The sequence below is a fragment of the Micromonospora sp. NPDC050187 genome (assembly GCF_044459745.1).
Classification (GTDB): domain Bacteria; phylum Actinomycetota; class Actinomycetes; order Mycobacteriales; family Micromonosporaceae; genus Micromonospora.
This window is the reverse complement of sequence record NZ_JBITJH010000002.1, coordinates 92,611-112,296: the sequence shown is the minus strand read 5'-3', so window position 1 is coordinate 112,296 and position 19,686 is coordinate 92,611. Positions and strand designations below refer to the sequence as shown.

At 75.4% G+C, this 19,686-nt stretch carries 15 protein-coding genes; 9 read left to right on the top strand and 6 right to left on the bottom strand.

Annotated elements, in window-relative coordinates:
- Positions 1–370: 370 nt before the first annotated feature.
- A complete protein-coding gene (locus ACIBJE_RS03720; RefSeq protein ID WP_396742428.1) occupies positions 371–958 on the bottom strand; it encodes a helix-turn-helix domain-containing protein in 588 nt (195 codons plus the stop codon).
- 74 nt (positions 959–1,032) lie between these two features.
- Here ACIBJE_RS03720 and ACIBJE_RS03715 point away from each other — a divergent pair, with 74 nt between their 5' ends.
- From ACIBJE_RS03715 to ACIBJE_RS03700, 4 genes are all read left to right on the top strand, one after another.
- Positions 1,033–2,610 (top strand): FAD-dependent oxidoreductase, encoded by a 1,578-nt coding sequence (locus tag ACIBJE_RS03715; protein ID WP_396742426.1) that lies wholly within the window; start codon positions 1,033–1,035, stop codon positions 2,608–2,610.
- A 61-nt stretch (positions 2,611–2,671) separates the two neighbouring features.
- Positions 2,672–4,252, top strand: coding sequence for an apolipoprotein N-acyltransferase (lnt, locus tag ACIBJE_RS03710; protein ID WP_396743466.1), 1,581 nt, complete (start codon positions 2,672–2,674; stop codon positions 4,250–4,252).
- Positions 4,253–4,300: 48 nt separating this feature from the next.
- The gene (locus ACIBJE_RS03705; RefSeq protein WP_396742424.1) at positions 4,301–5,083 is read left to right on the top strand and encodes a polyprenol monophosphomannose synthase; all 783 of its coding nucleotides are present in this window, start codon (positions 4,301–4,303) and stop codon (positions 5,081–5,083) included.
- Between the two features lie 56 nt (positions 5,084–5,139).
- Positions 5,140–5,655, top strand: a complete 516-nt coding sequence (locus ACIBJE_RS03700) for an FxsA family protein (protein WP_396742422.1) — start codon at positions 5,140–5,142, stop codon at positions 5,653–5,655.
- 60 nt (positions 5,656–5,715) lie between these two features.
- On the opposite strand, the gene ACIBJE_RS03695 is transcribed toward ACIBJE_RS03700, so the two are convergent.
- On the bottom strand, positions 5,716–6,057 hold the full coding sequence (locus ACIBJE_RS03695; protein ID WP_088983966.1) for an RNA polymerase-binding protein RbpA: 342 nt from the start codon (positions 6,055–6,057) through the stop codon (positions 5,716–5,718).
- Between the two features lie 250 nt (positions 6,058–6,307).
- Positions 6,308–7,444 carry a hypothetical protein gene (locus tag ACIBJE_RS03690; RefSeq protein ID WP_396742420.1) on the bottom strand — a complete coding sequence of 379 codons (1,137 nt, stop codon included), beginning with the start codon at positions 7,442–7,444 and terminating at the stop codon, positions 6,308–6,310.
- Between the two features lie 125 nt (positions 7,445–7,569).
- On the opposite strand from ACIBJE_RS03690, the gene ACIBJE_RS03685 reads away from it, so the two are divergent.
- Positions 7,570–8,049, top strand: a complete 480-nt coding sequence (locus tag ACIBJE_RS03685; protein ID WP_396742418.1) for a DUF1992 domain-containing protein — start codon at positions 7,570–7,572, stop codon at positions 8,047–8,049.
- A 238-nt stretch (positions 8,050–8,287) separates the two neighbouring features.
- Here the strand turns inward: ACIBJE_RS03685 and ACIBJE_RS03680 are convergent, their stop codons facing one another.
- Complete coding sequence (locus ACIBJE_RS03680) at positions 8,288–8,425, bottom strand: hypothetical protein (protein ID WP_396743463.1); 138 nt, start codon at positions 8,423–8,425, stop codon at positions 8,288–8,290.
- On the opposite strand from ACIBJE_RS03680, the gene ACIBJE_RS03675 reads away from it, so the two are divergent.
- Complete coding sequence (locus tag ACIBJE_RS03675; protein ID WP_396743515.1) at positions 8,375–8,716, top strand: hypothetical protein; 342 nt, start codon at positions 8,375–8,377, stop codon at positions 8,714–8,716. The genes ACIBJE_RS03680 and ACIBJE_RS03675 overlap by 51 nt on opposite strands.
- Positions 8,717–8,740: 24 nt before the next feature.
- Here the strand turns inward: ACIBJE_RS03675 and ACIBJE_RS03670 are convergent, their stop codons facing one another.
- On the bottom strand, positions 8,741–9,967 hold the full coding sequence (locus ACIBJE_RS03670; RefSeq protein ID WP_396742416.1) for a glycosyltransferase: 1,227 nt from the start codon (positions 9,965–9,967) through the stop codon (positions 8,741–8,743).
- A gap of 9 nt (positions 9,968–9,976) precedes the next feature.
- Complete coding sequence (locus tag ACIBJE_RS03665; RefSeq protein WP_396742414.1) at positions 9,977–12,202, bottom strand: HAD-IIIC family phosphatase; 2,226 nt, start codon at positions 12,200–12,202, stop codon at positions 9,977–9,979.
- A gap of 373 nt (positions 12,203–12,575) precedes the next feature.
- Here ACIBJE_RS03665 and ACIBJE_RS03660 point away from each other — a divergent pair, with 373 nt between their 5' ends.
- The 3 genes from ACIBJE_RS03660 to ACIBJE_RS03650 are packed head-to-tail and all read left to right on the top strand — an operon-like array spanning position 12,576 to position 19,673.
- The gene (locus tag ACIBJE_RS03660; RefSeq protein WP_396742412.1) at positions 12,576–13,280 is read left to right on the top strand and encodes a DUF6875 domain-containing protein; all 705 of its coding nucleotides are present in this window, start codon (positions 12,576–12,578) and stop codon (positions 13,278–13,280) included.
- Entirely contained in the window at positions 13,270–16,524 is a 3,255-nt protein-coding gene (locus ACIBJE_RS03655) for a condensation domain-containing protein (RefSeq protein ID WP_396742410.1), read from the top strand. The genes ACIBJE_RS03660 and ACIBJE_RS03655 overlap by 11 nt, the downstream gene beginning before the upstream one ends.
- Positions 16,521–19,673 (top strand): amino acid adenylation domain-containing protein, encoded by a 3,153-nt coding sequence (locus ACIBJE_RS03650; RefSeq protein WP_396742408.1) that lies wholly within the window; start codon positions 16,521–16,523, stop codon positions 19,671–19,673. Before ACIBJE_RS03655 ends, ACIBJE_RS03650 begins: the two co-directional genes overlap by 4 nt.
- Positions 19,674–19,686: the final 13 nt, after the last annotated feature.

The window sequence follows — 19,686 nt, the reverse complement described above, 5'->3', positions numbered from 1 at the left end:
CCGGGGGCGACACGACTGGCCGGCGCGGGTTGACAGTGCCCGGGGGGTGGCACGTACCGTCTTTGAGTCCTACTACGGGGAAGCGGCTGTTGTTCGCTTCGTCCCTTCGTCCGCTGGCCGAGCGACCAGATGGTTGCGGCGGCCAGGTCCAGCGGGCGGGGGTCGGCGGGGCGGCGCGAACCGGCCGCGGTTACCGGTGTACGGGCAGGGTGAGGTGCACGGCCAGTAGACAACGGCCCGGCGGGGGCAGCCAGTCCACCGTCTGGTCGGTCCGAAGGTCGGGGTGCCTGATCCTCGCCCCACCGGCCGGGGAGGGCCTGGGAGCATCGGGGCGCGGCAGTAGCCGCGCCCCGATTTTCGTGTCCGGGGTCTAGCGGGATGTGGTGGGGCGGGCGCGGACGTGGAGCCGTTCGCCCTGGGGTCCGTACAGGTTGAGGATCTCCGCTGGGTGCGGGTCGGGGTTGGCGACGGCGTGCGGCAGTCGGGTGTCGAACTCGGCGACCTCTCCGGGGGTGAGGATCAGGTCGTGGTCGCCGAGGATCAGCCGGACGCGGCCGGAGAGGACGTACAGCCACTCGTAGCCCTCGTGGGTGTTGGGTTGCGGGTCGGCGGGGGTGTGCGGCGGGATGATCTGTTTGAACGCCTGGAGGCCGCCGGGGCGGCGGGTCAGCGGCAGGAACGTCATGCCGTTGCGCACGATCGGGCGGGGGTGCACGCGCGGGTCGGCGGTGGGGGTGGCGCCGACGAGGTCGTCGAGGGGCACCTGGTGGGCGCGGGCCAGGGGGAGCAGCAGTTCCAGGGTGGGGCGGCGCTGTCCGGACTCCAGGCGGGACAGGGTGCTGACGGAGATGCCGGTGGTCTGCGCCAGTTGGGTGAGGGTGGTGCCGCGTCGGGTGCGTAGGGCCCGCAGTCGGGCGCCGACTCCGGCCAGCACCGCCATCTCGTCGTCGTTTGCCATAACGGCAAGGATAGTTGCCGCCGCTGCGCGGGTGGCGCACCGTTGCGGGCGACGACGACGAACAGGGGTGCGGTATGGACGACAGGTACGACGTGGTGGTCATCGGCGGCGGCGCGGCCGGGCTCGCCGGCGCGGTGGCTCTGGCCCGGGCCCGACGGTCGGTGCTGGTGATCGACGCGGGCCGGCCCCGCAACGCCCCCGCCGGCGGGGTGCACAACCACCTCGGTCGGGAGGGCAGCCCCCCGGCGGAGCTGCTCGCGTCGGCCCGCGCCGACGTCACCGGCTACGGCGGGCAGATCGTCGACGCCACGGTCACCACGGTCGGCCGCGACGACGACGGGTTCCGGGTCGACCTCGCCGACGGGCGGGGCGTGTGGGCGCGGCGGCTGCTGGTGGCCACCGGTGGCGTGGACGCGTTGCCCGACGTGCCCGGCCTGGCCGACCGGTGGGGACGGGACGTGCTGCACTGCCCGTACTGCCACGGCTGGGAGGTCCGCGACCGGCGCATCGGGGTCCTCGCCGACGGGCCGCTGGGGGTGCGGCAGGCCCTGCTGTGGCGGCAGTGGAGCCCGCACGTGCTGCTGCTGCGTCACCACGGCGACGCGCCCGATCCGGCGCAGGCCGAGCAGCTCGCCGCGCGGGCCGTCACCGTCGTCGACGGGCCGGTCACCGGTCTGGTCGTCGACGACGACCGGCTCACCGGGGTCCGCCTCGCCGACGGGGGCGTCGTGGGCGTCGACGCGCTCGTCGTGGCGTCCCGGGTGGCCGCCCGCGTCGACGTGCTCGCCCCGCTCGGGCTGACCCCGGTCGACGTCGACCACGAGGGGCAGATCGTCGGTACCCGGATCCCCGCCGACGCGTTCGGGGCCACCGACGTGCCCGGGGTGTGGGTGGCCGGGAACGTGACCGCCGTGGCCGCGACGGTCGTGGTGTCCGCCGCGCAGGGCGTGACCGCCGCCGGGGCGATCAACGCCGACCTGGTCGCCGAGGACACCGCCCACGCCGTCGCGGCGTACCGGCACGACCTGGCGACCATGTTCGAGCAGGACGCCTGGGAGGACCGCTACCGGTCCCGGCCGGTGATGTGGAGCGGCAACCCCAACCCGCAGCTGGTCGCCGAGGCCGGTGACCTGCCACCCGGGCGGGCCCTGGACGTCGGCTGCGGGGAGGGCGCCGACACGGTGTGGCTGGCCCGCCGGGGTTGGCGGGTCACCGCCGTGGACATCGCCCCCACCGCGGTGGAACGCACCGCCGCGCACGCCGCCGACGCCGGGGTCGCCGACCGGGTCACCGCCCGTCAGGCCGACCTGCGGGTCGAGGCACCCGAGGCGGGCGCCCACGACCTGGTGTCGGCGCAGTTCATGCACCTGCCGTCCGGGCAGTGGCGGGACCTCGTCGCCCGGCTGGCCGACGCGGTGGCCCCCGGTGGCACCCTGCTCCTCGTCGGCCACCACCCCCTCGACCTGCGCACCACGGCCCGGCGGATGCACTTCCCCGACCTGATGTTCACCGCCGAACAGGCCGCCGACCTGCTCGATGCGGCCCGCTGGCAGGTCCGCGTCGCGCAGACCCGGCCCCGCACGGCCGTCGACCCCGACGGCCGGGACGTCACCGTCCACGACGCCGTCCTGGTCGCCCGCCGGCTGCCCTGAGACGTCCCGGCGGCGGGCGGGTAGCCTTCGGCGGTGTGATCGAGGTGAGGTGCCGGTGACGATGCTTGACGAGGTACGCCCCGCCGCCGCCGGCACGTCGCCGCTGCCGCGTCCGCTGCCCCTCGCGGTGGCCGGGCCGCTGGCGGTGGTGGCCGGGGTGGCGCTGCTGCTGGCGTTCCCGCCGTACGGGTGGTGGCCGCTCGCGGCGGTCGGGGTGGCGGCGCTCGCCGCGGCGACACACCGCCGTCGGGCCCGCGCCGGCGCGGCCCTGGGGTTCCTGACCGGGCTGACGCTGTTCGCGCCGCTGCTGGCCTGGACGAACCTGCACACCGGCTATCTGCCGTGGGTGCTGCTGAGTCTGTCGCAGGCCGCCTACCTGGCGTTGCTCGGCGCCGCGTCCGCGTACGCGTCGCCGCTGGCCGACCGGTGGCGGGCGGCGTGGCCGGCGGTGACCGGGCTGTTGTGGGTGGGGCAGGAGGCGCTGCGCGACCGTACCCCGTTCGGCGGGTTCCCGTGGGGGCGGCTGGCGTTCAGCCAGGGCGACTCGCCGCTGCTGCGGCTGGCCGCGCTCGGCGGCGCCCCACTGGTCACCTTCGCCGTCGCGCTCTGCGGTGGGCTGCTGGTGGTGCTGCTGTGGCGGCCGTGGCGACGCCCGCACCCGTCCGCCGTGCTGCCGGCCGTCGGCCTGGTCGCCGTGTTCGTTGCCGCCCTGGCCGCGCCGGTGGGGTTGCGTGGCGGCGGCGAGCAGGTCACCGTGGCGATCGTGCAGGGCAACGTGCCGCGCCTCGGGTTGGACTTCAACGCCCAACGGCAGGCGGTGCTCGACAACCACGTCGAGGCGACCCTGGAGCTGGCCCGTCAGGTCACCGCCGGGCAGGCCCGCCGACCCGACCTGGTGGTGTGGCCGGAGAACTCCAGCGACATCGACCCGCTGCGCGACACCACGGCCGGCGCGCGGATCACCCGGGCCGCCGACGCGATCGGCGCGCCCATCCTCGTCGGGGCGGTGCTGCGCGGCCCCGGCGAGGGGCAGGTGCGCAACGCGGGACTGCTGTGGCGGCCCGGCAGCGGCCCCGACACCGACCAGCTGTACACCAAACGGCATCCGGTGCCGTTCGCCGAGTACGTGCCCATGCGGGACCTGGCGCGGATGGTCAGCAAGCAGGTCGACCGGGTGCGGGCGGACTTCGTGCCCGGTGACACGCCGGGGGTGCTGCGCACCGGCGACGCGGTCCTCGGCGACGTGATCTGCTTCGAGGTCGCCTACGACGGGCTGGTCCGGGACACCGTCACCGGCGGCGCGGAGCTGCTGGTGGTGCAGACCAACAACGCCACCTTCGACGAGTCCGAGGCGTTGCAGCAGATGGCGATGGTCCGGTTGCGGGCCGTCGAGCACGGCCGGGACGCGTTGATGGCCTCCACGGTCGGGGTGTCCGGGTTCGTCTCCCCCGACGGGCGGGTAGACGGGGCGACCGGGTTCAACACCGGCGCGGTGGTGGTCCGGCAGATGCGGCTCGGTGACGGGCTGACCCTGGCCACCCGGCTGGGCGTGTGGCCGGAGGTGGCGCTGCTGGTGGCCGCCGGCCTCGTCCTGGTCGGCGCGGCGGGGCTGCGTCGCCGGCCGGTGCCGCCACCCGGGTAGAACCGCACGACGGCCCGTCCGGGGCCGACGCGACCGGGGGAGGTTCAGGTGGGCGAGCAGACCGGCCGTGCGGCCGGAGGTCCGGAGGTGGGGCGGGTGCTGGTGGTGGTGCCCACCTACAACGAAGCCGACAACCTCGCGGGGATCGTCGACCGGGTCCACCGGCACGCGCCCGCCGTGGACGTGCTGGTCGCCGACGACAACAGCCCCGACGGCACCGGGGCCGTCGCCGACGGTCTGGCCCGTGGCGACAGCCGGGTGCATGTACTGCACCGTGAGGGCAAGGAAGGACTCGGCGCGGCGTACCTGGCGGGATTCGCGTGGGCGCGGCGACGCGGCTACGACGCGGTGGTGGAGATGGACGCCGACGGGTCGCACGCCCCGGAGGACCTGCCGGCGCTGCTGGCCGCCGCCCGCGACGCCGACGTGGTCATCGGGTCCCGGTGGAAACACGGGGCGCGGGTGGTGAACTGGCCGTGGCGGCGGCTGCTGCTGTCCCGGGGCGGGAACTGGTACGCCCGGTGGGCGCTCGGGGTGCCGGTCTCCGACGCGACCGGCGGGTACCGGGTGTACCGGCTGCGGGCCCTCGACGCCGTGGACCTGGACGGGGTGTGTTCGCGGGGCTACTCGTTCCAGGTGGAACTGTCCCGGCTGCTGCACCGGGCGGGGGCGCGGATGGTGGAGGTGCCGATCACGTTCGCCGAGCGGGAACGCGGGTCCAGCAAGATGAGCCCGTGGATCGTGCTGGAGGCGCTGTGGCGGATCACCCTGTGGGGGTTGCAGGACCGGCGGTGGGGACGACGGCGGGCGGTCGCGGGCCGGTGGCCGTGACCGGTGGCCGTGGCATCCTTGACCAGGACAGCGTCGCCGAGGCCGGATGAGGTGTGATGCGCCGGACGTGGAGGTTCGTACCGCTGGGGTTGCTGGCCGGGTTGGTGGCCGAGGTGGCGGTGTTCGTGCTGGTCGGCCGGGCGATCGGGTTCGCCTGGGCGGTGCTGGTGGTGTTCGCCGCGTCGCTGGCGGGTCTGCTGCTGCTGCGCCGGGAGGGCATGCGCGCGTGGCGGGGTTTCCGGGTCAGTGTCGAGTCGCACCAGCCGCCGGGCCGGCAGCTGACCGACGGGCTCGTCGGTCTGGTCGGTGCGTTGCTGCTGGCCGTGCCGGGTCTGGTCAGTGGTGTGGTGGGGGTGGCGTTGCTGGTGCCGCCGCTGCGTCGGCTCGCCGGCGCGGGGGTGCAGCGGGCCACGGAACGGCGGGTGTCGTCGATGGTCGCCGGTGACCTGTTCGGTCCCCGCCGGGTGCGGGTGTACCCGGGGGCGCCGTCGACCGACCCGGGTCCGTCGCCTCAGCGGCCCGCCGACCCGGCCGCCGCGATCGAGGGGGAGATCGTCGAACCGGGCCGGTGAGCCCGTGACGTGCGACGAGCCCCCGGGACGGGTCGTCCCGGGGGCTCGTCGTGGTCGGTGTCAGGCGCGACCGCGGCGGGTGCGGACCTCCTGGAGCCGCTCGGCGAGGATGTCCTCCAGCTCGGTGATCGACCGCCGCTCCAGCAGCATGTCCCAGTGGGTGCGCGGCGGCTTGGCCTTCTTCTGCTCCGGCTCGCTGCCGTCGACCAGCCGGGCGACGCTGCCGTCGAACTTGCACTCCCAGGTCGTCGGGACCTCGGCGTCGACGGCGAACGGCACCTCGAACTGGTGGCCCTTGGCGCAGAGGTACTCGCGGGTCTGACGCGGCGCGAGCTCCGTGTTGCGGTCGGACTCGTAGCTGACCGCGCCCAGACGGCTACCGCGCAGCATACGCTCGCCCATGTTCGACTTCCCCTCGTTGGTGGTGCTGGTCTTCTCGGTGTAACGGCTCGCCGTCGTCGGAGCATTCCCCGGTGACGGCGGGTGACGCGGCCACGCCCGGCGGGCGAGCCTGGCCGGACCCACGCCGGTCACCCGGCGGGCCGCCCCGGCCGGGTGGGAAACGGTGGAGTGTGCTGGCTGTCACCTGTATGGTACCCGGCCCGTTCCGGTGTCCCTTGACGGCGACCGATGCGCGTGCCGACCGGGCCGGTCAGCGTGGTGTCGTCGACGCCAGCCGGGCCAACGCCGTGGCCAGGTCACTGACCTGGTCGGCCAGCTGGGCGGCGCGGGTCGCCGCCGCGTCCCGGTCGGTTTCGGCCGCGCGGAGCCGTACGGTCAGGTCCGCCAGGCGGGCCTCGGCGGTGGCCGCCGCCGCCCGGGCGTCCGCCACCTCGGTGGTGAGTCGGTCGCGGTGGGCTGCCAGGGCGGCGATCTCCTCCCGGGCCTGTTGCGCCGTGGCGGCGCTCTCCGCGCGGGCGGCGTCGGCGTCCACCCGGGCCGCCTCAGCCGACCGGGTCGCGTCGACGGCCTCCCGGCGGGCCTGTTCCGCCTCGGCACGGGCCCGTTCGGCGGCGACGCGGTGCGTGTCGGCGTCGCGGCGGGCGGCGTCCGCGTCGGCCTGCGCCCGGTCGGCGCGGGCGGACGCGTCGGCGGCGTCCGTGGCGGCCCGGCCGGCGTCGGCGCGGGCGGTGTCCCGTTCGGCGGTCAACTCGCCGACCCGACGCCGTTCGGTGTCCCGCTCCGCGCGGACGGTCCGCAGGTCGTGGCGGGCCGCGTCCCGGTCCCGTTCGGCCTGCGTCCGCAGCGCCTCGGCGGCGCTGGCGGTCCGCTGCGCGGCGTCGCGGGCCGCCTCCGCGTCCACCGCCCGGGTGGCGGACCGGGCGGCGTCCTCGGCGTGCCGGGTGGCCTCCGCGCGGGCGGCGTCCCGCTCGGCGACGGCGTCCTGCGCGGCCCGGCGGGCGGCCACCGAGGCGGCGGACGCGTCCTCGGCGGCGCGGCGGGCCTCGTCCCGCTCGGTGTGGGCCTGCGCCACCTGCCCGGCGGCTTCCGCGCGGACCTGGGCGAGCTGCCGTTCCACCCCGACCGGGGACAGTTCGGCGTGCAGCGCCTCGGTCAGGGACTCCACGAGCTGGTCGAGCCGGTCGACGGTCTCCCAGGTCCGCGCCACCTGCCCGGCCAGGCCGGGGGCGTTGCGGTGGCGCATCCGGCTGTTGCGGGACGCCCGCTGGCAGGTGCCGTCGTTGTCGCGGCAGTACCGGAACGGGCGGCCCGCGCCGGCGCGTTGCGGCACGTCCCGCCCGCAGTGCGCGCAGGGACGGGTGTCGACGGGGGTGGCCTGGTCGTCCATCGAGGGCGAAGTCTAGGCCACCGCGCGGCGGTGCCCGGCCGGTGTCCGGGCCGGCGGGGTGGGAACGCCGACCGCCGGTCGGGCATCCTGGTGAAAGGGTGCCGACGACACGGGGAGGTTCCGGCATGACCTACGCGTGGGAGGCCGCGGTCGAGGCGCAGATCCGCGCCGCCGTGGAACGAGGCGAGTTCGACAACCTGCCCGGCGCGGGTCGCCCCATTCCCGGCCGGGACCTGCCGTACGACGAGCATTGGTGGATCAAGGGACTGCTGGAGCGGGAGAAGATTCCCACCGAGGCGCTCCTGCCCACCCCGCTGCTGCTGCGCAAACGCGTCGAGCGGCTGCCCGACGAGGTCCGGGACCTGCCTACCGAGGCGGCGGTGCGGGCGTACGCGCAGGAGTTGAACACGCAGATCGTGGCGTGGCTGCGCACCCCGACCGGGCCCCGGGTGGTGGTCCGGCCGGTCGACGTCGACGCGGTGGTCGGGCAGTGGCGCGCGGCCCGTTCCCGGCCGGTGCCGGCACCCGACGTCCGGGACGCCGGGAAGGCGCCCGACCGGCGCGCGCGACGCCGCCGCTGGTGGTGGCGTACGCCCCGGCCGTAGCCAGCGGACGCGCGGTGACCGCAGGCTTTCACCCGGTTGGGGCACGGCCCCGAACCAGGGGAAGGAACACCTCGTCCACGATCTCGACCAGCACCGCTTCCGGGACGGTGGGCGTTCCCTGGAGGGCGTACAGGTCCAACGTGTCACCGCGCAGCGTCCCGGTGTCCGATCCCGGCAGGCTCGCATCGGCGAGGTGCCCGTACGCGGCGACACCCAGCTAGGACGGTGGACTTGCTGGTCAGCGGTCGGTGAGGAGGCTGTTGATCGCGGCTTCGCGGTCGGCGTCGGTGGGCAGGCTGTACGCCCGGGTGGTTTCGAGACGTGCGTGTCCCATGAGTTCGGCGACCAGGACGATGTCGTGGCCTTCGCGGACCAGGCGGGTGCCGAAGGTGTGGCGCAGGACGTGGCCGCCGGGGAAGACGGCGGCCTCCTCGGCGCAAATGTCGCGGCCCGGGACGAGTCGTTCGCCGCGGACCTGGACCGGTTGGGGCGACCTGTACGGAAGCGGCAGGTGCCCGAGCCGGACGCGGCGGGTGACGGCGTCGTCAACCAGGTGCTCGGCTCGGTGAGCGGCACTGTGGTGCAGGCCCGCGACGTCCACGGTGACATCCGGTTGGGCCCGCCCGCAGCGGCTGACCCCCGCCGGCCGCCCGACCAGCGGGCCTGAGCCACCACCGGCGGGCCTGCGCCACTACCGGCCGGCGGGTTCCGGCGGTGGTGCCAGCAGCGCCTCGATCCGTTCGGCGGCCCGGGTGGCGGTGGTCGTCGGGTCCACGGTGGCGCCGAAACGTCGGCTGCGTTCGGCGTAACGGGCGTCGGTGAGCACCTCGGTGAGCAGCTCGGCGGCCGTCTCGGGAGCCCACCGGGTGGACGGGAGGAAGCGGGCCACCCCGCAGCGCTGCAACCGGGCCCCGGTGTCCGGCTGGTCGAAGCTGTGCGCCAGCACCACCTGCGGCACCCCGGCGGCGAGACAGCGGCCGAGCGTGCCGATGCCGCCGTGGTGGATCACCGCCGCGACCCGGGGCACCAGGTCACGGTAGGGCAGCCGGGGAAACCACCTCACCCCGGCGGGCAGCGGGTCGGGCAGCGCGTCGAGGTGCGGGCTGACCAGGATGACCGGCCGGCCGACGCGCCGGCAGGCGTACAGCGCGGCGGCGTAGAACGGTTCCCAGAGCATCTGCCCGGAGCTGGCGGCGACCAGCACCGGCGGTCCGCTCGGATCGGCCAGGATCCGCTCCACCTCCGGCGGCAGGTCGCCCGACTCGGCGGCGTCGTTAAGCAGGAAGCCGACCGGCTCGACGGCCTCGACCGTCGGCGGGCCGGCCTTGTCGAACCAGCGCGGCCAGAGCCCGAGCTGCCGGTCCGCGCCGCTCATCCAGGCCGCCCAGTCGTCGACCGGAGCCAACCCGAAGTCCGCGCGTACCGCGTCGATGCCGGCGGCCAGCGTGGACCGGTGCAGGTGCACCTGCACCGGCAGCAGCAACTGCTGCGCCGGCGTCATCGCCACCCACACGCTCGGTACGCCGAGCAGCTCGGCGGCGATCAGCGTGGCCAGCCCCGAGGTGTGCCGTCCGACCAGCACCGTCGCGCCTGCCCGGTGGCGGGCCACCGCGGCCTCGACCTCGCGGCGGAGCTGCCCGAAGAGATCGTTGCGCTGGTAGTGACCGAGCAGGTCCGGCAGGCGCGCCGAGCCGACCCGGGCGTCGAGCATGTCCCGGGCGTCGGCCAGGTAGCGGACGTACTCGTCCTCGGTGTCGATCGGTACCAGCTCGATGCCGGCCGCCCGGACGGTCGGCGCGTATCGGGCGTGGGTGGCGATCGTGACGTCGTGGCCGCGCTCGGCCAGCGCCGCGCCGAGGCGCACGAACGACAGCACGTCGCCGTTCGTGCCATGGGTGCTGAGCAGCATGGTCGCCATGGCGCCGGGCTATGCCTCCTCGGCGGCGAGCAGCGCCGCGACCTCGTCGTCGGAGAGCGCTTCCACCTGCGCGATCAGCAGGTCGATGTCGGCGCCGGACACGGGACGAACGTCGTCGATCGCGTGCGCGGCCTGGGCGACGGTGAAGCCCGTGGTGAACAGCAGGTCCATCGGCAGCTCGACGCCGTAGCCGGCGCGTACCCGGGCCATGAACTGGACCACCTGCAACGACTGGCCGCCGAGGGCGAAGAAGCTGTCCCAGACCGAGACCGGTGCCACGCCCAACACCTCGGCCCAGAGCCGGGCAACGGCCAGCTCGGTGGGCGTCCGCGCGTCGGCCGGCCCGGCGGTCGGTCCGGCACCGGGGGGCGGGGGGAGGATCGCCCGGTGCAGTGCCGCGCCGGTGGCCAGCTCACGGGCGATCCGGTCCAGCCGGTCGGCGTGCCCCGCCGCATCCGCCGCCCGGTCCGGTGCGGCCGGTTCGTTCGGCTCGGCCGGCCCGTTCGTCGCGGGTGGGCCGGCCGGCACCGGCTGCTCCGGGGTGTACCGGACCGCCGCCGCGTCGGCCGCACCCATCCGGTGTACGCCCGTAGCCGAATCGGGCGGGCCGGCCACCCGGGTCACGAAGTCCCGGGCCGGCTGGTTGCGCGCGGTCCGGCGGACCGGGACGTCGACCGTGTCGAGCCCCCGCTCCAGGGCCGCCGCGCCGATCGCGGCGAACACCCGGTGCTCCACGCCACGGCCCAGCACCCGGCAGCTGAGCAGCAGGTCGTCGACCCGCAGGGCGGTGCCGTCGACGGTCAGCGACACCAGGCCGACCAGGCCGTACGCGCCGAACCGGTCGGAGACGTCGACCGCCCAGCGCAGCTCGTCGGCGGTGGCGAAGTCGGCGGCGGTGCGCCGTACCGTGCTGGTGTTGAACTGGTTGGTGCGCTGCGTGAGCTGGGCGAGCCGGTCGGCCTGCCCGGACGTCGCCGGGGTCAGGCGCACCTCCAACCGCAGCCCGGCGACGAACTCGGCCAGCCCGGCGGAGCTGGCCCGCAGCTCGCGACGGCGGCTCTCCCGCTGGTACAGCTCGGTACGCAGCCGGTCCTCACCGGTGACCACCGGTCGGTCCAGCGCCCAGACGTGGCGCAGGTAGGACAGTGCCGGGGCGGCCCCCGCCGGCAGGTTGAGCACCAGCACCTCGGGACAGGCTGCGCGCAACTCGGCGCACTCGGCCGGGCTGTCGTCGAGGAAGAGGAAGCTGTCCAGCCCGAGGTCGAGTTCGGCGGCCAGCTCGCGCAGCGTCTCGTGCTTGGGCCGCCAGTCCACCCGCAGGGCGGTGAGCTGGCTCAGCTCCAGCCCCAGCTCGGGGCGGCGCCGGAAGACCTCGCGTACCTCGGCCTCGCTGTTCTTGCTGCTCAGGCAGAGCAGGGCGCCGGCCTCCTGCTGCCGCACCAGCAGCCGGTGCAGCTCCTGGCGGTGCGGGCCGATCCGGATGCCGTCCACCCCGTCCTCGCCGACCACGCCGTCCCAGAGGGTGTTGTCGGCGTCGACCACGATCACCTTCGGGCGAGCCGTGCGCAGTGCGTGCAACCGGCGGACGACGGCGGTGCCGAGCACCGCGTAGCCGGCCGGGGTGTAAGGCACCCGGGCCAGCTCGTCGGCGTAGTCGTCGGCGTGGTGCGGCAGGTCGTACGCCTCGACGGTGTCGGCCGTGGTCAGCACGCCCACACCGGGGATCCGGCGCAGCTCCGCCGCGATCCGCTCCTCGATGGCGGTGAGGAACCCGCCGTCGGCCGGGTCGGCCAGCAGTGCGGGGCTGGCCGGGCAGAGCACCACCAGCAACGGCGCGCTCCGCTGGCGCACGCTGCCGGCGATCGCCTCGACCAGCTCGTCGGCGACGCGTCGGACCGCCGCCCGCCCGTCGGCACCGAGCGTCGCCCGGAGGTGCCCGGAGGGCGTCGGGTCGGGGCTCGGCGGGGCGTCGGCGGCCGAGGGTGGTGCCGGTTCGGCCGGCCGGTCGCGGGCCCAGTCCTGCGGCCGGACCAGCACGACATTGGCCCCGGGGCCGGTCCGCACCAGCGGGCCGTGCGGATCGAGCAGGTGTTGCAGCACCTGCCCGTACGGTGCGACGACCAGGTCGTGCGGCAGGCCCAGCTCGGCGGTCCAGTAGCTGAAGGTGGGGGCGAGCGGATCCGCGACGAAGGTGGCGGTGACCACCACCGGATAGTCGGCGCTGTGGTTTGCCATCGCTGCCCCGTACCCCACGTCGCGGTAAGTCGATCTTCATGTTGGTGCGAATCCACCGTAGGAACGTGCCGAGCGTACTGTCAATACTCTTAACAGTTGTCCTGTGGGGTTGGTCCGGTGATGGTCGGCGGCCTTTCGTCGCGCGTCGTCACCACACAGTGGACATTGCCGGGCCCGGCCCGGCCGAATGAAGTCGATCTCGGGGGATCGCCCGATCCCGACCCTGACTGTTAGGACAGTCCACTTAACTGTAAGGACTACTTACTTATTGTCGTGCCGCTCACTAGCGTGACTGCCAGCGCGCACGGACAGGGTCGCCCGTCGGCGGCTACCGGACCACCACCCAGGGCGCGTACGCAGACGAGGGGCCCAGATGCTGACCCACCCGGCGCACGCCCGCCACACCCTGATCGAGGTCGCGGACCTGCACCAGGACCCGCTGCCCCCGCCGGTACGCGCACACGTCCGGCCGCTGCGCGCGGTCCTCGACTGGGCCCGCGACTACCTGTGCCGCCCGCACCCCGAACTCGGCCGAACCGGCAACGTCTGCCCGTACGCGCAGGGGTCGCTGGACCGCAACGCGTTCTATCTCACCGTGGCGCCGGGCCGGGCACACCCGGCGGACGAGCTGGACCGACTGCTGATCCACCACCGGGACTGGCTGCTCGATCTCAGCCGGCACCGTGGCGGTGCCGCCCAGTTCACCACGATCCTGATCGTCTTCCCGGACCTGGCCGCCGCCGACGTGCCCGAGGTCGTCGACCTCACCCAGGAGCGGCTCAAGGCGCGCTTCGTCGTGCACGGTCTGATGCTCGGCGAGTTCCACGCCGGTCCGCCGGCCAAGGGCGGGCTGTGGAATCCGGACTTCGCCGCGCTGCGCTGCCCGGTACCGCTGCTGGCCATCCGGCACATGGTGCCGACAGACATCTTCTTCCTGCGCGACGATCCGGACAACGTCCGGGCCTACCTCGCCCGCTTCGCCGGCCAGATCCCGCCGCACCTGCGCGAGACGGTGCGCCGCGCCGTCGACCAGCTCGGGCTGGCACCGGCCCCCGTCGGCGGTGCCGGTGCGCACTGACCCCCCGACGACGGTGCCGCAGCTGCTCGCGGCGCGGGCCGACGACGATCCGGACCGGGTCGCGATGCTCGTCGACGGGGTCGGCACGCTGACCTTCGGGCAGTGGCGGGCCGGGGCCGATGCGGGCGCGCACGACCTGCGGGGCCGGGGGGTACGCCGGGGTGACCGGATCGGGCTGGTCTTCGGCGGGGCGGACTGGCTCGACTACGCGGTCGCCTACGCGGCGGTCACCACGGCCGGCGCGGTCGCCGTACCGATCTCGGACCGGACCGGACCCGTGGCGGCCGACCTGCTCGCCAGGTGCGGCGCGACCGGGGTGCTGCACGGCCGGGCCGGTCCGCCGCCCGACACCGGACGCGCGCCCACCACCGGCCGGCCGCCGGCCGGCTCCTGGTGGACGGCGGCGGCCGGTGACCTCGGGCGCGGCGGTGGGCGTGGCCCGGTCGACGTCGAGGTGCGCCCTGGCGACCTCGCCCAGATCGTGCACACCTCGGGCACCACCGGCGCCCCCAGGGGGGTGGCCGCCAGTCATGCGAACCTGACCTTCGGCGCGACACCGCGACCGCGCCGCCGGGCACTGGCCCACTCCCGCCACTTCGTGCACGCCTTCCCGATCGGCACCAACGCCGCCCAGACCATGCTGCTGCAGGCGTTGACCGCCCGCCCGGCCGCCGTCGTCGCCGCACGCTTCGACGCCGAGGAGTTCGCCGCGCTGATCGCCCGACACCGGGCCGGCACGGTCTTCGTGGTGCCCTCGATGGCGATCGAGCTGCTGCGCGCCGGGGCACACCGGCGGCACGACCTCGGCGACGTGCTGCTGGTCGCCTCGACCGGCGCGGCGCTGCCGCCGGCCGTCGCCCGGGATCTCACGGCCGCGCTGCCCGGGGCCACGGTGGTCAACAACTACACGTCGACGGAGGCCGCCCCGGCGCACACCACGGTGGTCTACGACCCGGACCGGCCCACCGCGCTCGGCCGACCGGCCGCCGGCGCCCAGCTGAGGATCACCGACGCGGACGGGGCGCCGCTGCCGCCGGGCGTGACCGGTGAGGTGTGGCTACGGGCGGAGACCGAGTCCCGCACGTACTTCGGCGACCCGGCCGCCAGCGCCACGGTCTTCCGGGACGGCTGGGTCCGGATGGGCGACCTCGGCCACCTCGACGCCGACGGCTACCTGCACCTGGTGGACCGGGAGGGGGACACCGTCAAGACCGGCGCCTTCAAGGTCTCCACCCTGCACGTCGAGTCGGTCCTGTTCGACCACCCGGACGTCGCCGACGCCGCCGTGGTCGGCCTGCCGCACGCCACGCTCGGTGCGATGGTGGCGGCTGCCGTGGTGCCCCGCCGACCGCTCCCGTTCGACGCGCTGCGGGCCCACCTGACCGACCGGCTCGCCCCGTACGAGCGCCCGCTGCGCCTGGTCCTGGTCGACGCGCTGCCCCGCAACGACGGCGGGAAGGTGGTCCGGGCCGCGCTGCGCGAGCTGTTCACCGACCTGCCGGACACCGTGGCCGGCCCGCCGGCGACAACGGCCGAGATCCGGCTCGCCGCGCTCTGGAACCGGGTGCTCGGCGGGCCGGCGGTCGGCCGGCACGACGACTTCTTCGCCCTCGGCGGGGACTCGCTACGGGCCGCCCAGATCGCCACGCTGGCCGCCGCCGAGTTCGGCGTGGACGTGCCCGCCTCGGTGGTCTTCGACCGGCCGGTGCTGGCCGCCCAGGCCGACTGGCTCGCCAGCGCCGCCCGCCCGGCCTCCACCGCCAGTGCCACGTCCGTCTCCACCGCCACGGTCACGGCGACGGCCGCCCCGACCGCAGCCGTGACCGTGGCGGCACCGGAGCCGGCGACCGCTGCGGTCGTACCGGACGGCTGCGTCGCGCCGGACGCCCACGACGTGACGGTGGCCCTCACCGCCCAGCAGGAGAACTTCCTGGCCTGGATGTACGCCACCGAGGAGCCCCGCGACCCGGGGCCGATCAGCGTCGCGATCCGGATCACCGACCGGTTCGACCCGGCTCTGCTCCGCGAGGCGCTCGGCGTCCTGGTGGCCCGGCACGAGGCGCTGCGGACGGTCTTCCGGCTCGTCGACGGCTCGCCCCGGGCGTACCTGCTGCCGGACTGCCCACCGGCGGTGACGGTCAGCACCGCGACCGACGCCCGGGAGGCCGCCGACCTGGTCCGCGCCGACCGGGAGCTGCGGTTCGGGCTGGCGCACGGGCCTCTGGTCCGGGCGATCGTGGTCCGGCTCGGCGTGGACGACCACGTCCTCGGGCTCGCCGTGCACCACCTGGTCTTCGACGGCTGGTCGATGGGGGTGCTGCTGCGCGAACTCGGCCTGGTCTACTCGGCGTTGCGTACCCACCGGCCGGCCACCCTGCCAGCGCTGCCGGTGTCGCACCCCGAGGCGGTGCGCTGGACCCGGGCCCAGTGGCCCCGGACCCGCCGCTACTGGCGGGACCGGCTGGCCGGAGCACCGACCGTCGTCGAGCCGTTTCCCGGCCGCCGGCACGCGGTACGGCTGCGCAGCGACTCGCGGGAGTTCCGGATCGACCCGGCGCCGGCCGGCCGGCTGCGCTCCCTGGCGACGCAGCGGGGCGCGAGCACGTTCATGCTGGTCGCGGCGGCCTGGGCGGCCGTACTCAGCGGCTGGAGCGGGGCGCGTGACCTCGTCGTCATGTCCCCGGTCCCGGGGCGCAGCCGGCCGGAGTTCGAGGCCCTGGTCGGCTGCCTGGTGCAGTCGCTGCCGCTGCGGATCGACACCGGCGGCGATCCGCCCTTCACCGACCTGCTCGAGCGGGTACGCGGCACCGCGCTCGACGCGGTGGACCACCAGTACTATCCGTTCGCCGAGTTCTACGCCCGCTTCCCGGCCGCCGCCTGGCTCCGGTTCGAGAGCTGGGGCGGCGACCCGCACTTTCCCGGCCTGATCTCCGAGGGCTTCCCGTTGCCCCGGGCACTGGACGCCGACTGGCCCACCCCGGACGGACGGCCTGATCTCGGCGTACCGGAACTGGCCGTGGTGGAACAGCCGGACGGATCGCTGACCGGCTGGCTGCTCTGGAACTCCTACGCCTTCGACCCGATCACCCCGCGCCGGCTCGCCGACGCCCTGCTGCACCTGCTGCACGCGCTGCCCGACGGCGCCGGCGCCCCGATCTCCGACCTGGTCGACCCGGACCGGGCGACCCGATCCCCGCAGCGTCCCGGTGCCGGCCGCCCGGTGCCCGAAACGGAGGCAGTGTGACCACGGTGGAGTCGTCCCGGCTCGGGCCGGCCTCGACCGCCCAGCACGGCCTGTGGTTCACCGAGCGGATCGGCCACGCCCGGTCCGCCTACCACATGCCACTGCCGGTACGCCTGCTCGGCGCACTCGACGTCGCCGCGCTGGCCGACGCCTGTGCCGCCGTCGTCGCCCGGCATCCGGCCCTCGGGTACGCCTTCGACGACACCGACGGGGAACTGTCGCTGGTCGCCGCCCCGCCACCCCGGCTGACCCGACGGTCGGTGACCCCCGGGGAACTGCCCGCCGCCGTCCGCGCCGAGACGCTGCTCCCGTTCGACCCCCGACACGGCCCACTGGTCAGGTTCACCCTGTTCACCGTGGCACCGGCCGAGCACCTGCTGCTGATCGTCGCCCACCACCTGGTCTTCGACGGCGAGTCCAAGGACCTGCTGCTGCGCGACCTGGGTGCGCAGTACGGCGCCCGGGTCGCCGGGAGCGCCCCGCCCGGCGGGGCACCGGTGCCGTACGCCGCGCACGTCGCCGAGGAGGAGGCCCGGATCGCCGCCGGCGTGGCGGCCGCCCGGGCCTTCTGGGCCACCCGGTGGCGGGAGCCCGATCCGGTGGTGCTGCCCGGACTGCGCCGGCCCCAGGACGGCGTACGGGCCGGCGAGGTCGTCGGGTTCGACCTGCCCGAGCCGCACCGGCTGGCCCTGGCCCGGTACGCCGACGCTAGTGGACACACCCGGTTCGAAGTGCTGCTCGCCGCCGTGTACGCCCTGCTGTGCCGCTATGGCAACGGCACCCCGACGGTGGCGGTGGACCTCGGTACGCGTACCGGGGCGACCCGCGACACCGTCGGGCTGTTCGTCAACGAACTGCCGGTGGCCGTGCACCCGGATCCGGACCGTCCCTTCGCCGCCCTGGCCGCCGCCACCCGCGCCGAGTTGGGGGACACGTACCCGGTCCGGGCGGTGCCGCTGGCCCGGGCCGTGTCGGGGCTGCGCCCCCGGGCCGCGCTGGCGCCGGTGTCGGTCAGCTACCGGCGCCGCACCGGGCCCGAGCCGGTCTTCGCCGGGCTGCGCGCCGAGGTCGACTGGGCCGGCTTCCACCACGCCGCCCGCAACGACCTGCACGTGCAGGTGGTCGACGGTCGGGACCGGACCACGGTGCGCCTGCAGTACGGCGTCGACACGATCGACCCCGACAGCGTCGGCCGGATCGCCGGGCACCTGGTCACGCTGCTGGGCGCGGCGACCGCCGAACCGGACACGCCGGTCGGCGCGCTGGCGCTGCTCGGCGAGGAGGAACGTCGGCTGGTACGTACCGGCTGGGAGTCACCGGTCGGCGTCGGAGCGGCGCCGCCGGCCGGTACGGTCCCGGAGCTGGTCAGCGCGTGGGCCGCCGCCACGCCGGACGCACCAGCCGTCGTCGCCGGTGACCGGGTGACGACGTACGCCGAGTTGGACCGGGCCGCTGCCACCCTCGCCGACCGGTTACGGGCCGTCGGTGCCCGACCCGGGGTGCGGGTGGCGGTCCGGCTGCGTCGGTCGCCGGCCCTGCTGGTCGGTCTGCTGGCGGTGCTGCGCACCGGTGCCGCGTACGTGCCGCTCGACGTGGACCATCCAGCGGCCCGACGGGCGTTCGTGCTCGACGACACCACTCCCACGGTGCTGCTGGTCGAGGCCGGCACCCCGGACGAGGCGTCCACGCACCGCCCGAGGATGCTCTCCGTCGACGACCCGGCCACCACCGACCCGGCCACCACCGGGTCGGGCCCGCCGGCCCGGGGGCCGGTGCCGACCGGGCCGGAGCCGGACGACGTGGCGTACGTGGTGCACACCTCGGGCTCCACCGGCCGGCCGAAGGGCGTCGAGGTCACCCACCGGTCCCTGCGGTACCTGCTGGACGCCCTGCGTACCACTCTCGACAGCGGCCCGACCCACGGCTGGCTGGCGCTGGCGTCGGCGTCGTTCGACATGTCCAAACCAGAGCTGTTCCTGCCCCTGGTCACCGGCGGCCGGATCGTGCTCGCCGCCGAGGACGACACCCGCGACGGCGCCGCCCTGCTCGGACTGGTCCGCCGGCACCGGGTCAGCCACGTGCACGCCACCCCGTCGACGTGGCGGCTGCTGCTCGACGCCGGCTTCGCCGACCGTACCGTGGTCGGCCTCTGCGGCGCGGAACCACTGCCGCTCGCCCTGGCCCGTGAACTGCGGCCCCGGGTGCGCCGGCTGTGGAACCTCTACGGCCCGACCGAGGCCACCGTCTGGGCCAGCGCGGCGGAACTGCCCGAGCCGGTCGACGCGGTCACCATCGGCCGGCCGCTGCCCGGCACCCGCATCCACCTGCTGGACTCCCGGGGGCGGCCGGTGCCGATCGGCGTACCGGGCGAGATCCACATCGGCGGGCCCGGGGTGGCTCTCGGTTACCTCGACCGACCCGCGCTGACCGCGCGCAGCTTCCTGCCCGACCCGTACGGCCCACCCGGCTCGCGTCTCTACCGCACCGGCGACCAGGGGCGGCTCGGCCCGGACGGCCGGCTGGAGTACCTCGGGCGACTCGACCGGCAGGTGAAGATCCGGGGGTACCGGGTCGAGCCCGGCGAGATCGAGGCGGCGCTGGACGGGCACCCGGACGTCCGCCGCTGCGCGGTCGAGCTGCGCGACGACGGCACGGGGCCGCGCCTGGTCGCCTACGTCGAGTTCCGGACCGGCCGGCAGCCCCCCGCCGCCGACCTCCGGCGCCACCTGCGCGCGACGCTGCCCGGGTGGATGGTGCCGGAGCTGGTGGTGCCGCTGGCCGTGCTGCCGACCACGCCGAACGGCAAGCTCGACCGGTCCGCGCTGCCCGCCCCGGACCCCGTCGCCACCGCCACCGACGCCACCGCCGACGCCGACGGGGCGGACGCCATCGTCGCCGGCATCGTCGGGATCTGGCGACAGGTGCTGCGGATCGACCGGTTCGGCCCGCACGACGACCTCTTCGACGACCTGGGCGGCCACTCGCTGAGCGTCACCCAGATCGCCGCCCGGATGCGCCGCCAGCTCGGCATCGACCTGCCGCTGCACGTCTTCTTCGACACCCCGACGATCGCCGGCGTCCTCGCCGCCGTCGTCGGCGGTGCCGGCGTCCGGCGACCCGGCGAGCGCGGGAGCGAGCGGCGCCGATGACTGACCACGACGA